Source organism: Actinoplanes sp. NPDC049118 (genome assembly GCF_040648555.1).
Lineage (GTDB): Bacteria > Actinomycetota > Actinomycetes > Mycobacteriales > Micromonosporaceae > Actinoplanes.
Genome location: NZ_JBEZDY010000030.1, coordinates 102,493 through 116,075, shown reverse-complemented (window position 1 = coordinate 116,075; position 13,583 = coordinate 102,493). Strand labels below are relative to the sequence as shown.

General features: G+C 72.5%; 10 protein-coding genes. 5 read left to right on the top strand and 5 right to left on the bottom strand.

Features of this window, described 5'->3' with window-relative positions:
- A partial coding sequence (locus tag AB0B58_RS35240) for a hypothetical protein (protein ID WP_360233047.1) occupies positions 1–308 on the top strand: 308 nt, incomplete at its 5' end.
- A gap of 724 nt (positions 309–1,032) precedes the next feature.
- Here AB0B58_RS35240 and AB0B58_RS35235 read toward each other — a convergent pair.
- Complete coding sequence (locus tag AB0B58_RS35235) at positions 1,033–2,127, bottom strand: lytic polysaccharide monooxygenase (protein WP_360233044.1); 1,095 nt, start codon at positions 2,125–2,127, stop codon at positions 1,033–1,035.
- Between the two features lie 291 nt (positions 2,128–2,418).
- On the opposite strand from AB0B58_RS35235, the gene AB0B58_RS35230 reads away from it, so the two are divergent.
- Together AB0B58_RS35230 and AB0B58_RS35225 are read left to right on the top strand one after the other, a co-directional pair.
- Entirely contained in the window at positions 2,419–3,096 is a 678-nt protein-coding gene (locus AB0B58_RS35230) for a DUF2064 domain-containing protein (RefSeq protein ID WP_360233041.1), read from the top strand.
- Between the two features lie 32 nt (positions 3,097–3,128).
- Positions 3,129–4,010, top strand: coding sequence for an LLM class F420-dependent oxidoreductase (locus AB0B58_RS35225; protein ID WP_360233038.1), 882 nt, complete (start codon positions 3,129–3,131; stop codon positions 4,008–4,010).
- Between the two features lie 40 nt (positions 4,011–4,050).
- On the opposite strand, the gene AB0B58_RS35220 is transcribed toward AB0B58_RS35225, so the two are convergent.
- From AB0B58_RS35220 to AB0B58_RS35210, 3 genes are read right to left on the bottom strand one after another with little or no spacing between them, the layout of a single operon-like run.
- Positions 4,051–6,156 (bottom strand): glycosyltransferase family 4 protein, encoded by a 2,106-nt coding sequence (locus AB0B58_RS35220; protein ID WP_360233035.1) that lies wholly within the window; start codon positions 6,154–6,156, stop codon positions 4,051–4,053.
- 1 nt (position 6,157) lies between these two features.
- Positions 6,158–7,702, bottom strand: coding sequence for a stealth family protein (locus AB0B58_RS35215; protein WP_360233032.1), 1,545 nt, complete (start codon positions 7,700–7,702; stop codon positions 6,158–6,160).
- A complete protein-coding gene (locus tag AB0B58_RS35210; RefSeq protein ID WP_360233029.1) occupies positions 7,695–9,488 on the bottom strand; it encodes a stealth family protein in 1,794 nt (597 codons plus the stop codon). Before AB0B58_RS35210 ends, AB0B58_RS35215 begins: the two co-directional genes overlap by 8 nt.
- A gap of 597 nt (positions 9,489–10,085) precedes the next feature.
- On the opposite strand from AB0B58_RS35210, the gene AB0B58_RS35205 reads away from it, so the two are divergent.
- Entirely contained in the window at positions 10,086–10,382 is a 297-nt protein-coding gene (locus AB0B58_RS35205) for an SCO0607 family lipoprotein (RefSeq protein ID WP_360233026.1), read from the top strand.
- Between the two features lie 50 nt (positions 10,383–10,432).
- Positions 10,433–10,999 (top strand): DUF2087 domain-containing protein, encoded by a 567-nt coding sequence (locus tag AB0B58_RS35200; protein ID WP_360233023.1) that lies wholly within the window; start codon positions 10,433–10,435, stop codon positions 10,997–10,999.
- 48 nt (positions 11,000–11,047) lie between these two features.
- On the opposite strand, the gene AB0B58_RS35195 is transcribed toward AB0B58_RS35200, so the two are convergent.
- Positions 11,048–13,423 (bottom strand): glycoside hydrolase family 3 N-terminal domain-containing protein, encoded by a 2,376-nt coding sequence (locus AB0B58_RS35195; protein ID WP_360233020.1) that lies wholly within the window; start codon positions 13,421–13,423, stop codon positions 11,048–11,050.
- Between the last annotated feature and the right edge of the window lie 160 nt (positions 13,424–13,583).

Genomic DNA, 13,583 nt, shown 5'->3' with positions numbered 1-13,583 from the left:
TCCTTCTCCCGCACGATGCGCCAGGGCTGGCTGTCGTCGTGTTCCATCAGGTCGGTCGCCAGGTGCGAATCCCCGTCCGAGTTCACCGGCCGGAGCCGACCTCGCGCTCGGCGGGCACCGCGATCCTCGCCGGCGGAACGGCCGGCGGCACAACCGGCGCGGGCCGCGACCGCCGACGGCGCGGCGATGTCCGGACCGTGCGGGCCGCCGTCGACTCGGTGCTGGCGATCAACGCGTCCACCGCCACCGCCAACGCCTACAACGAGACCGCCAATGGCGTCTCGCGGGCCCTTGCGTTCCATGCATGAAGGCAGGCCGGCAGGGGTTGGGTAATGTCAGACGGCCTGGTGCACGCCTATTCCTGCAAGAGCTGCATCGAGGGCGAAATCGATTCAATCTGCGGCAGTGGTGCGCCCGTCTTCGATAATTGCGACCTTTTGGTCGACCCGCTATCGGTCGAACAACGGCTATGTCTCGCTTCCGCCACCCCGGGATTGAACTCGCGGCCGGCCGGTGATGCGGGCCCGGTACCGCCTCTCGGGCGGCGACCCCACCGCGAATCCGCGGGTGCTGACCCGGAACACGTCGCCCGGCGCGGACATCCGCGCGGCCCAGCCGTGGCCGGACCCGAGCGGTTTCTCCTGGAAGGACGCCCGGCCGCCGGAGCAGCGCGACGTCGGCGCGGGCGCGACGGTGAACGGTAACCGTCCGCAGTTGAGCGATGCGACGGCGGCGAGCCACGCGCCGGCGGGGTGCCTCGACGGCTGGAACCCGGCTGACCACAGGCACGAAGGCCCGCGGTGGGGAACGCTGCCGCAGGCCTTCGGGGATCGGTTAAGGGGAAACGGGGGACGAGGAGGGCGCCTCGTCCCCCGTCCAATTCCGTTCGGACGGATCATCTGTGTCGGGAGCCGGGCCACGCGAATTGACTTGCCGGGTCACCTCCAGATCGTCGGGGCAGTTCTTTGGGAGCGCTCCCAAAGATGACTGTAACCGCCCCGACGATCCGTTGGAAGGGGTTGGAGAAATTGCTCAGACGGTCGCGGTGCAGGTGACCGTCGGGGTGGTGCTCGCGCCGGAGCCGATGAATCCGAAATTCGTCGTCGCGCCGGCGGCCAATGCGCCGTTGTAACTCGCATTGGCCGCTGTCACCGTGTTGCCGGCGGCGGTGACCGTGGCGTTCCAGCCCTGCTGCACCGACTGGCTGCCGGGGTAGGTCAGCCGAACGGTCCAGCCCTTGATCGCGGCCGAGCCGGCCCGGACCGCCACGTCGCCCTGGAAGCCGCCCTGCCACGTGGAGGCCACCGTGTACGTCGCCGAACAGGCACCGGCCGCCGGCGGCGTCGTGGTCGGCGCGGTGGTGGGCGGTGTGGTCGGCGGTGTGGTGGGCGGTGTCGTCGGCGGCGTCGTGGGTGGCGTCGTCGGCGGGGTCGAGCCGCCGCCGCTGAAGTTGACGTCGCTGCAGAAGTAGTACGACTGGTCCAGGTGGCTGGCCTGCCAAATGGTGTAGACCATCGCCCGCCCGGTACGCCCGGACAGCGCCACCGGCAGGTCGATCTGCACGCCGCCGCTGACCGTGGTCCACCGCGAGGCCGGCGTGTTGCCGATCTGGCTGACCAGCTCCAGATCGGACCACTTCAGCGCCGTGGTGACCGGGTTGAAGCCCGGCCTGGTCACGTACACCCGGATGTAGTCGGCGCCGTGCAGCGCGCCGTCGAACAGCCGCACGTTGAAGGTGTTGCCGACCGAGGTCGCCTTCCAGTCGCCGACGGTGTCCATGGCGTTGTACCGCCCGCTCTGGGTGCGGCCGGCGCTGCACAGCTGACCATCGGGGATGGCCGCCTGGTGGTTACCGGCGACGCCCTCGCGGAACAGGCCGTTCCAGTTCCACATGGCGTTCGGGTCGGCCTGCCAGGCCTGCCAGCACATCGGGTCCGCGGTCGCCATGGTGGGGTCCTGGAACTTGCTGCCCCACCGTTCGTAGCAGCCGTAGTTGCGCGAGGCCGGCCCGGTGACGTTGCCGTGCGCGGACGCGGGCCCGGCCGGAAGCACCGTCATCGCCAGGGCGGCGACGACGGCTCCGACGAGCCCGCTGACGAGAATGCGGATTCGTAGCGAAGAGGACATGGGGGATCAGCACTCCGTGGGATCGGTGGCCCTCGAGGAAAAGGGCACGCGTCGAGATGGGTACGGCGAAAGCTGCCCATGGCTTCCGCCCGCCGCGTGGCCCGACGGGATGCGCGCTCAGCCTCGCCGAGCAATCGGCCCATGTCAATTCCACGCGTGCCACCCGGTCCGGCGTGACGACCCGGCCCCGCTCGCCAAGGAAAGTTTCCGGATCCTGGCAACCATTCGCCGCGTTCCGGCCACCTACCCGGTGGGCGGGGTGACCGTCCGCGTCTTGCGAATGGATGTGCCATGACTCCACCTCGCGCTCCGCACGCCGGCGGCCCGGCCCGGCGGCGTACCCGGGACAGCCCCGCCGGCGGGCGGCGGCCCGACGCCGGCCGGGTGCGGCCGTGCGGGCCCCGGCCGGCGACCGGCGCCGGCGGGGTCGGCGTGGAACTCGTGACCGGCCTCGCCGGTCCCGCCGACCGGCTCCGCCCGCAGTACTCGTGCGAGCAGGCCACGACGCTCGCGAGCGCGGCCGCCGCCGACACGATCCGGGCCGTGCGGGCCGTGCCGTGCCGTGCCCGCGCGGCCGTCCCGCTGGAGTGGGCCTTCGCCGGCACCCGCCGGCGGTCCGGACCGGCCCTGCTCGTCTCGACAGAGGTCCCGCAGCTCTCCCCGGACCTGCTGAGCGGCGCGATCGGACTGCTCGGCGACTTCGACGCGGTGCTCGGGCCCACCACCGGGGACGGCTGGTGGGCGTTCGGCCTGCGCGAGCCGGCGCACGCCGTGCTCGGCGCGTCGACCGGCCTCGGCTCGCTGACCGTCGCGGCGCTGCGGCTCGGCCTGCGGGTGGCGATGCTGCCGACGCTGCACGGCCTCAGCACCGGCGCCGACGTGCGGCCGGTCGCCGCGCACTGCCCGGCCGGCAGCCTGTTCGCCGCCGCCGTCGCGCGGCTGGCGTACAACGCCCTTCCGCAAGGCTGAGGGGCCCGCCAAGATCGGGTACGTTGCTCGGCATGAGCGTGCGTTTCGGAGTCTTCGTGCCGCAGGGATGGAAGCAGGACCTGGTCGAGATCGCCGACCCGATCGAGCAGTACGAGGCGATGACCGCGGTCGCCAGGGCCGCGGACGCCGGCCCGTGGGACTCGGTGTGGGTCTACGACCACTTCCACACCATTCCCGAGCCGACGATCAACACCACCTTCGAGTGCTGGACGGTCACCTCGACGCTGGCCCGCGACACCACCCGGGTCAACATCGGACAGATGGTCGGCTGCAACGGCTACCGCCAGCCCTCGCTGTACGCCAAGATCGCGTCCACTGTCGACGTGGCCAGCCACGGCCGCCTCTACGCCGGGCTCGGCGCGGGCTGGTACGAGCACGAGTGGAAGGCCTACGGCTACGAGTGGACCGAGGTGCCGCAGCGGATGGGCGAATTCCGCGAGGCCGTCGAGATCGTGCACCGGATGTGGACCGAGGAGCGGCCGGTCTTCTCGGGACGGCACTACTCGATCGACGCCCCGATCAACGAGCCCAAGGGCGTCCGCAAGCCGCATCCGTCGTTCTGGCTCGGCGGCGGCGGCGAGAAGGTCACCCTGAAGCTCGTGGCGCAGTACGCGGATGCCTGCAACGTCGGCGGCGGGAACCCCGAGCTGATCCGGCAGAAGCTCGAGGTGCTGCGCCGGCACTGCGACGACCTGGGCCGCGACTACGACCGGATCATCAAGTCCACCGGGCTGGAACTGGACCTCAAGGAGTCCACGGCCGACACCATCGCCCGGATCGAGCGGATCGTCGAGGCCGGCGCCGACTACGTGATCGTGTACGTGCCACGGGTCGCCTACGACCACGAGCCGATGCTCCGCCTCGCCCGCGACGTGATCCCGCAGTTCGCGTAGCCGGGCGGCCGCCCACGACGGCGTGGGCGGCCACCCGGTCCTACCGCCTCACCGGCTCGTCCTCCCGGTCGGAGACCGCGAACGCCAGGCCACTCTGCACGGTGAAGTACGGCCTGACCCAGATCTCCGCCGGCGGGTACTCCTCGTGGAGCCCGGCCGGCGCGTCCTCGTCCACCCGCACCGCCGGGTACACGTAGGTCTTCTTGCGCTCGACGACGTCGTCCATCAGCCGGGCCAGCGGTGCCGGCGTGCCGTCGTCGCCCGCGCTCACCTCGGCGTCCCAGTCCTCGAGCCGCAGCAGCCGCCGCCCGGCCAGCAGGCGCAGCGGCACGTCGAAGCCGAAGTCGGCGCCGCCGCTGCTGGTGCCCGGGACGGTCAGTTCGCCCGGCAGGTCGCCGCGCCGGACCAGCCGCAGCCGGGGCACCCGGTCGCCGAACGCCCCGGCGACGAGCCGGCCGGTGACGGTGACCGCCCCGTCGCCGTACCGGATCCGGTCCGCCTCGGCGTGCCGCTCGCGCCGCCAGGCGGCGACGGCGAGGAAGCCGTCCGTCGTCGGGTACGGGACGTTGCGGGTGAACGGCGCGGTCTCCGCGCACCCGCCGAGCAGGCCGCGAACGTCGAGCCGGCCCGCGCGCAGCCGGTACCGCCGACCGCGGCGGTCGGCGAGGAAGAGGTCCCAGCGCCCCTCGTCCAGCAGCGGGGCGTCGGCGGGGAAGGAGGCCTCCCAGTGCGGCTTCCCGCCCACCAGCGGCAGCCGCACCAGCCCGCGGTCCGGCTCGGCTCCCCGGGGCCGGAAGACGAGGTGGGTCATGGTCCGGGCGAGCCGGTCGTGCGGCACCTCGACGACGACCCGGCTGCCGTGCATCCGGCAGTCGCCGGTGTGCCGCTCCTGAGCCCCGGCGGGCCGCCACCGTCCGGGCAGGGCGCGGAGCAGGGCGAGCTCGCCCTCGGCGCGCAGCCGGCGCACCGGCGCGGCCAGGCCCGCGGCCGTCCGGGTCAGCGCGCCCCCGCCGGGGTGCAGCCGGGCGAACAGCTCGGCGTACCGCGCCGCGACGGGTGCGGGGTCGTAGCGCCGGGAGTTCTCCCGGGCCGCCCGGCCGAGTGCGGCCCGCAGCCCGTCGTCGTTGATCAGCCGGAGCAGGCCCGCCGCGATCGCGTCGACGTCGCCGGTGGGCACCAGCAGCCCGTCGACGCCGTCCTTGATGATCTCCGCCGGGCCGACCGGGCAGGCGGTGCTCACCACCGGCAGCCCGCAGCGCATCGCCTCGACGATGGTCATCCCGAACGACTCCTTGCTCGAGGTGACCGCCGCGATCGAGCCCTTGGTCCACTCCGCCTCCAGCGGCGTGTACGCGCCCATCATGAAGACGTGGTTGTGCAGGTCCAGGTCGGCGATCAGGGTGGCGAGCCCGGCGGCCTGCCCGCCGCCGCCGTAGATGCGCAGGCTCCAGTCCGGCCGCTCGGCGACCACCTTGGCGAACGCGCGCACGAGCAGCTCGTACCGTTTGACGGTGGCGAGGCGCCCGGCGGCGACGACGATCCTGCTGCCGCCGTCCGCCGGGGCGATGCCCGGGTCGGGCACGCTGTTGGGGATGGGCAGGATCGGCAGGTCGGCGGCGGGCAGGCGGGCGCGTACCGCCAGCGCGTCGGCCTCGGTCACGGTGACCACCGCCGACAACGCCGGGTAGTGCCGGCGCATCTCCTCGCGCACCGCCGCCGGGATCGAGTCCTGCGTCATGTGCTCCTGGGCGATCCGCACCTGGTCCGGGCGGGCGAGCCGGGCCACGCAGAGGTTCAGCGCCGAGCGGGTGCCGACGACCACGTCCGCGGTCGTCTGCCGCAGGTAGCCGGCGATGCGTTCGTCGGTGAGCCGGCTGTAGAACCGGAAGAACTCCTCCTGGACCGGCACGAGCGTCGACAGCTCCCGGCCGCGTGGGTCCTCGGAGTCCGCGGTGCCGGGACGCAGGTCGACCAGCCCCACCACCGAGATCCGGGACGGGATGTCGAGCATCGGGCGGTCCAGCCGGCGCAGGATCGAGACGATCTCGACGTGGTGCCGCACGGACAGCTCCCGGGCCAGGTTGATCACCGTGCGGATCGTGCCCCCGACGCCGTAGACGTTGTGCACGAGGAATGAGATCCGCACGTCAGCTCAGCTCGTACGGGCTGGCGACGGGGAAGTAGCTCTCCAGGAACGGCAGCAGCACCGCGTGCTGGTATGCCAGCTCCTCCGGCTCCGAGTAGGCGTCGTTGAGGCAGAACGCGTCCCAGTCGCGGCGGGCCAGGACCCGGTTGAGCCGCGCGGCCAGGTCGGGCACCGCGAGCTGGAGGTAGCCGTACCGTACGGCGCCGGGCAGCGCCCGCCCGCTGTGGTACGCGTAGTAGTGGTAGAGGTTGGAGACGGTGGAGAGGTCCTGCCGGCTGCGGAACCGCGACGCCATGGTGGCCGCGTACTCCCGCGGGAACTCCGCCTCGATCTCGCTGAGCACGCTGCGCCGCAGGGGATAGGGCACGTGCTGGAAGACCTGGGTGATGGTGACGCCGAACCGCTCCTCCAGGAGCCGGCGGTTGTTCTTGCAGGCCGCGTCGACGGGGGTGTCTTCCGGCGAGATCCCGCCGAGCGGCACCTGTCCCTGTGAGAGGAAGAAGCGGGACAGCCCGTTGGCGAGGAAGAACGCCTGGGGGATCAGCGGACGGCCGAGGAACATGTCGTCGTTGAAGTAGACGAAGTGCTCGGCCAGCCCGTCGATGTGGTGCAGCTGGCTCTCGATGGCGTGTGAGTTGAAGACCGGCAGCACGCTCGGGTCGCTGAAGATCTCCTTGTGGCTGACCACCCGCAGGTTCGGCCGGCTCGTGTCCAGCCACTCCGGCGTCTGGTCGTCCGTGACGATGAAGATGTTGCGCACCCACGGCGCGTTCGCGTGCACCGACCGCAGCGAGTACCGCAGCTCGTCGCGGCTCAGGAAGCGGGCCGCGCTGGCCGACTCCTCGTGGTAGGTCTCGCCGGTCACCTGCGCCCGGCGGCGCTGCCAGTCAGGGTCGGTGCCGTCGACCCAGGTGTAGACCACGTCGATCGGGAAGCCGACGTCGTCCGGCAGCGTCACCGTCATCTCGGGCCTGGTGCGCACCCGCGCCGGTGCCTGAGCGTCACCGCCGAGGCGGGTGAAGAGCCCGGCCGGCGCCGGCACCGCGGCGGCGCCGGCCGGCACGCGGCCGGTCACCCTGTTCGGGCGGGGCGCGGTGAGCATGCCGTCGTCGCCCGCCTCCCAGAACTCGACGTCGCACCCGTACTCGCGGTCGTGGACGAGTGCCTGTGCGGTGTCGGTGCGGAACCAGAAGAGCCGCAGCACCTTCGCCTGACCCGGCCTGCGCCAGGAGCCCGGCTCGCCGGCCTCGCCGAACAGGTCCCGGGCCGGGGGCCTGGGCAGCACGGAGGCCACGTACGCCGCGGAGGCGTCGCCCAGGGCCCGCAGGCTCGCGAGCACCTCGGCGCGCCGGTCCTCGCGGACCGCGACCACGGAGGCGCAGTCCTGCGTGCCCCGGACGACGAAGTGCTCGAGCCCGGCGGCCTCGAGCGCCCCGGTCACCGCGGCGAGGTTGAGGGCTCGCGCCCGCAGCGGGGTGAGCCGCTCGTGCACGTGCACCGTGCGCGGCAGCAGGTCGATGGTCATCCTGACGCGTCGCTCAGCCACGGTGGTCCCGCACGTACTCCTTGGTGGCCTGCCGCGGCACGAGGCGTTTGCCCGGCCGCGCCGCCGCCCGGGCCAGCTCGGTCGCGCTGAAGCCGCTGCGCTCCGCGGCCTGTTCGTCGGGCAGCTCGAACGGCGAGCGGAACGGGAAGTAGTGCGGCAGGAAGTCCGCCATCATCGCGGCCTGCTCGGCCAGCGCCACCTCCGCGGAGTCCGTGTCGTTCAGGCAGAAGACGTCACAGTGCCGCTTGGCCAGCAGGAACGCGAGCTGTACCGGCGTCGAGGGGTGCGCCAGGTCGGCGTAGGTGTACTTGATCGAGCCGGGCACCGCGCGCCGGGTCAGGAAGGCCCAGTAGTGCTGCAGCGAGGACGGGATCGAGAGGTCGCCCGGGTGCCGGAACTGGTGTTCCGCCGTCCGCGCCACCTCGTCCGGCAGGGTCTGCTCGATCTCCTCCAGCACGCTCCTCTGCAGCGCGTACGGCACGTGCTGCATCTTCTGCGCGATGCTGAGTCCGAAGTGCTCCTCGATGTGCCGGCGGTTGTTCTTGCCCGCCGCGGTGACCGGCGCGTCGTGCACGGTGGCCGGCCCGGCCTCGAGCTGCGCCGTCGACTGGAAGAACTTGGCGATGCCGTTCGCGTGGAAGAACGCGGTGGGCAGCACCGGGCGGCCGAAGAACATGTCGTCGTTGAAGTAGATGAAGTGCTCGGCCAGCCCCGGGATGCGGTGCAGGCGCGACTCGATCGCGTGCGAGTTGAAGGTCGGCAGCGCGCCGGTGTCGCCGAACAGCTCACGATGGCTGACCACGGTCAGCCGCGGTGCGGACTCGTCCAGCCACGGCGGGATCTGGTCGTCGGTGACCAGGAAGATCCGCCGGATCCAGGGCGCGAACGCGGCCATCGAGCGCAGCGAGTACCGCAGCTCGTCACGGCTGATGAACCGGGACTGGTTCGTGGCGATGGTGTTGATCTGCTGCTGGCCGAGGGAGGCGAGGGCCGCGTTCTTGCGTTGCAGCCAGTCCGGGTCGCCGCCGTCCACCCAGGTGTACACGGCGTCGATGGGGAAGCGCACGTGGCCCGCCGGGGTCCCGGCGAACTCCTCCCGGGTCCGGTACCGAGGCCCGGTCTCGGTGAGCGGCATGAACTGGCTCAGCGTCACGGCGGGAACGTGCCGGACCTCGGCCTCGGCCGGCAGCGCGGTGGCCACCTGGTTGCCGCGCGGCCCGGCGATCGTGTCGGGCGCGCCGCCGGCGCCGGGCACCCGGCGCCAGAACTCGATCTCGCAGGCGGATCCGCTGCCCAGCACGGTGGTGCCGCGCGGGTCGGTGACCGGGAAGTAGACCTGGATGCCGCTGCGCGCGGTCCGGCCGGCCCGGAAGCCCCGGTCGGTGACGTCGCCGACGCGGACCTGCGCCTCGGCCAGCTCGGGGGCGCCGTGCAGCGCGGCGAGCGTACGGGCCCGGTCCTCGACGGACACCGCGATGGCGCTGTGCTGGTAGCCGTGCGGGCGCAGGCAGAAGTAGTCGATCTCCGCGGCGTCGAGGACGGCGACGACCGCGTCGAGATTGCGGCGCCAGGCACCGGCGGGGGTGGCGGCGACGGCGACGCGGGCCCGCACGGCGGCGCCCCGGTCGCGGGCCGTGACGAGGTCTCCCGCCGCGGCCGGCGATCCCAGCGCCCGCTGCCGGGTCAGCCGGCGCACCAGCCACAGGCGACGGTCCGGCGGCAGCACCTCGAGCATCTGCAGGCGGCGGCTCTTCGGCAGCAGCCGGTACAGCTTGTGCGCGATCATGCCGATGCCTCCAGGTCGCGGTGGAATACCCGGCCGGTCGCCGAAGTCGTCTCAATCAATTGCGTGAACAACGTGCCCCCGAGAATCATCGCAATCATGGAAGGCCGGGGTGGACGAAGATCACCGTTCGGCGGTGACCGATATCCGGCCATCATCGACCTTTCTGCCGCCGGTTAACAGCGGCTGAACGGCCGATGTGCACTGTGTAGCACACGGGCGAAAGTCGCCCGGAAACTGTCGTTCCTAACCACAAAAGTGCAGCTCAAAGCCGCCGGAAAGAAAGATCCGGCGGCAGGGATATTGATCCATTGTCGAGCGCATGACAATGGGCAATCGGTGGTGCATGTCCACCGATCGTGCTCACTCGTTTCGCGCCCGGCTCCCGCATTCACGGGACGTGTCAGGTGTGCGACACCGTCATCTGTTCCACTCCACTTTCGGCCCCCGCTGTGCGGCTTGCCTAGATAGGACGCCGGACTTCGCCCGCCCGGGCGACAGGCGGTAGGTAACGGATCGGTAACGGCCGCTGCGGGACGCGGGCAACGATGAGTACGCATACGGATGGCGGAGCGTCCGGGTTCGGCGAGACTTACCGCCATGCGATCGACGAGCCGAACCCGCAAGCTGACCATCACCCTGCTCGGCACGACGGCGCTGGCGGCGACCCTGCTGGCCGCGGGCTGCTCGTGGAACGAGGCGATCTGCCGCGGCGACGAGTACCCGGTCGCGGCGGTCGGCTCGACGGGGCGCGACTGCGTCCCGGAGGACCAGGAGCCGCCGGCCGGCTATGTCCGCTTCCCCGATGGCAAGGTCCCGAAGCACGTCGGCGACGAGTGGGACGAGTACTGGAAGACCCACGTGATCGACGAGACCGGCGCCATCGTCGAGGTCTGACGGGCGAAAACCGGATGCGGGGCCGACCGCGGCGCACCTACGGTGGCGCGATGAGCATCGAAGCCGCCCGCGCCGCCGAGGTTCTCGCCCAGCTCTCCGGGCAGACGCGGCTGCTCGCGCTCGCCGAACTGGTCCGCCGCGGAGACCAGGGCGCCACGCTGGCCGAGCTCACCTACGCGCTCGACCTGCCGCTGCCGAAGACCGGCGACGCCTGCGCCCGGCTGGTCGCGCTCGGGCTCGCCACCGGCTTCGGCGACGGGGTCTACCGGGCTCGGCCCGAGGGGCTGCGCGAGGCGGCCGCGGCCGTCGACCGCCTCCAGCCGATCGCGCCGTTGCTCGCGGACTATCCGCAGCTGCGGGCCAACTTCTCGCACGGGCGGCTGAGCGCCATGCCGCCGACGCTCAGCGAACGCACCCCGCTGCTGGGTGAGTTGCTGGCCCGGTTCCTGGCGCTCGACGGCCTGTGCGGCGAGGACGAGATCAACCGCCGGCTGGCCGAGGTCACCGACGACGTGGCGGGAGTGCGGCGGATGATGGTCGACACCGGCTGGCTGGAACGCGACCGCGCCGGCACCACGTACGGACCGGGCCGAGCGCTCCCGCAGCCGGCGGGCTGACGGGCGACGGCGGCGCCGGCCGAGCCGGCACCGCCGCCACTGCCCCTCTCACCGGGCGTCCTGGATCACCTCTACTCCGGTGATGAGCCGGCGGCCGGCGCCGACCGTGCGCAGCGGACCGGTCAGCCGCACCGAGCCGCGGCACGGCAGGTTCACCGCCGACGTGCCGACCATGATCTCGATCTCTCCGGGCTCGACGACGCGTTCGAGGTCGCGGCCCGTGAACGCGGTCCGGTCGGCGTGCACCGCGAAACGGACCTCGGCGCCCGTGCCCGCCGCGAGATGCACCCGGGCGAAGCCCGTCAGCTGCTTCACCGGGCGGGTCACCTGCGCGACCCTGTCGTGCAGGTAGAGCTGGACCACCTCGTCGCCCGCCCGGGCACCCGTGTTGCGGACCCGGACCGACACCGTGAACTCGCCGTCGGTCGGCACCTCCGCGGCGTCGATCGCCAGGTCGCCGACCTCGAAGGTGGTGTACGACGACCCGTGGCCGAACGGGAACAGCGGCGTCGGGTCGAGGTTGCTGATGTCCGTGCGGTCCGCGCCCAGCGGCGGCTGCAGGTAGGTGCCCGGCTGGCCGCCCGCGTGCCGGGGGATCTGCACCGGAAGCTTGCCGCCGGGCTGGATCCGTCCGCTGAGGATGCCGGCGATCGCCGGGCCCGCCTCCTCGCCCGGCATGAACGCCTGTACCAGGCCGGCGGCCCGGCCGTGCACGTCGCCCAGCGCGTACGGGCGGCCCGAGACGACGACCACGACCACCGGCGTGCCGGTCTCGAGCAGCTCGGCGAGCAGGTCCGCCTGCACGCCCGGCAGGCGCAGGTCCTCGGCGTCGCAGCCCTCGCCGGACGTGCCGTGGCCGAACAGACCCGCGAGGTCACCGACGACCGCCACGCACAGGTCCGAGTCCCGGGCCGCGGCCACCGCGGCGGCGAAGCCGGAACGGTCCGAGCCCTGCACCCCGGTGCCCTGCTCGTACACGATCTTGACGTCCGGCAGCTCCAGCCGCAGGGCGTCGACCACCGTCGGCACCTCGATGCCCAGGCCGAGGCCGGGGTGCCGGGGCAGGACGTGGTTCGGGAACGCGTAGCAGCCCATGAACGTGCGCGGGTCGTCGGCGCACGGCCCGACGACGGCCACCTGGCGCAGCGGCGGCCGGTCCTCGCCGAGCACCGGCAGCGCCGTGCCGGCCTCCAGCAGCACGATCGAGCGCTCGGCCATCTCGCGGGCCAGCGACCGGTTGGCGGGGGAGTCGAGGTCGGTGCCGGCCGCGCGCGCCACCGAGCCCTCGGGGGTCCAGTCCGGGTCGAGCAGGCCGAGCTCGGCCTTGTGGGTGAGCAGCCGCCGGGCGGCGCGGTCGACGAGCTCCTCGGCGACCTCGCCGCGGCGTACGCGCTCCACCAGGGCGGCGCCGTAGCCGAGCGTGTCCGGCAGCTCCACGTCGATGCCGGCGGTGAGTGCCAGCACGCCGGCCTCGCCGGTGTCCGCCGCGACGCGGTGCATGGTGGCGAGGAAGGGCACGGCCCAGTAGTCGGAGACCACGGTGCCGGTGAAGCCCCACTGCTCGCGCAGCACGTCGGTGAGCAGCCACGGGTCGGCGGCGGCCGGCACGCCGTCCACGTCGGAGTAGGAGTTCATCACCGAGCCGGCGCCGGCGAGGTTCACCGCGGCCTCGAACGGCGGCAGGATCATGTCCATCAGCTCGCGGCGTCCCATCGGCACCGGGCCGTGGTTGCGGGCGGCGCGGGCGGCCGAGTAGCCCGCGAAGTGCTTGAGGGTGGCAACGACGCCGGCGCTCTGCAGGCCCCGGACGTACGCGGCGCCGAGCATCGACACCAGGTACGGGTCCTCGCCCATGGTCTCCTCGACCCGGCCCCAGCGGTAGTCGCGGACCACGTCGAGGACGGGGGACAGGCCCTGGTGCACGCCGACCGCGGCCATGTCCCGGCCGATCGCCGCGGCCATCCGCCCGATCAGATCCGGGTCGAAGGTGGCGCCCCAGGCGATCGCCGCGGGATAGACCGTCGCGCCGTACGTGGTGAAGCCGGTCAGGCACTCCTCGTGCACCAGCGCCGGGATGCCCAGCCGGCTGCCCTCGATCACGACGCGTTGCTGGCGGATCACCTCGGCCGCGCCCTCCTCGACGGTGACCGGGATGCCGCCGTAGACCCGGGTGAGGTGGCCCAGCCCGTGCCGGCTCGCGTCCTCCAGCGAGACGGTGCCGGAGGCGGCGAAGACGTCCTGCATCGGCGCGACGTTGTGGGTGGCCTCAGGATCGGCGTCCGTCCGGCCGGCCTCCTCCATGGCGTTGCGCACCCACCGGCTGCCCAGCTGCGCGACCTTCTCCTCGAGGGTCATCTGCGCCAGCAGCAGGCTGACCCGGTCGGCGACGGGCAACGTGGGGTCGTGCCAGTCAGGTGTCGTCACGATGGTTCTCCTTACGAGCCGGACGGGCGCCGAGGCTCCGAAACTTTCGGACTTTCAGTGAGATCTGGCCGCGACCGGATCGTGACCTGGGGGGCCGTCAGTCGGTGCTTCACGCGCTGCGATGGGGTCCACTCTCGCTGGTAAAGCACGAGTCTTTCAA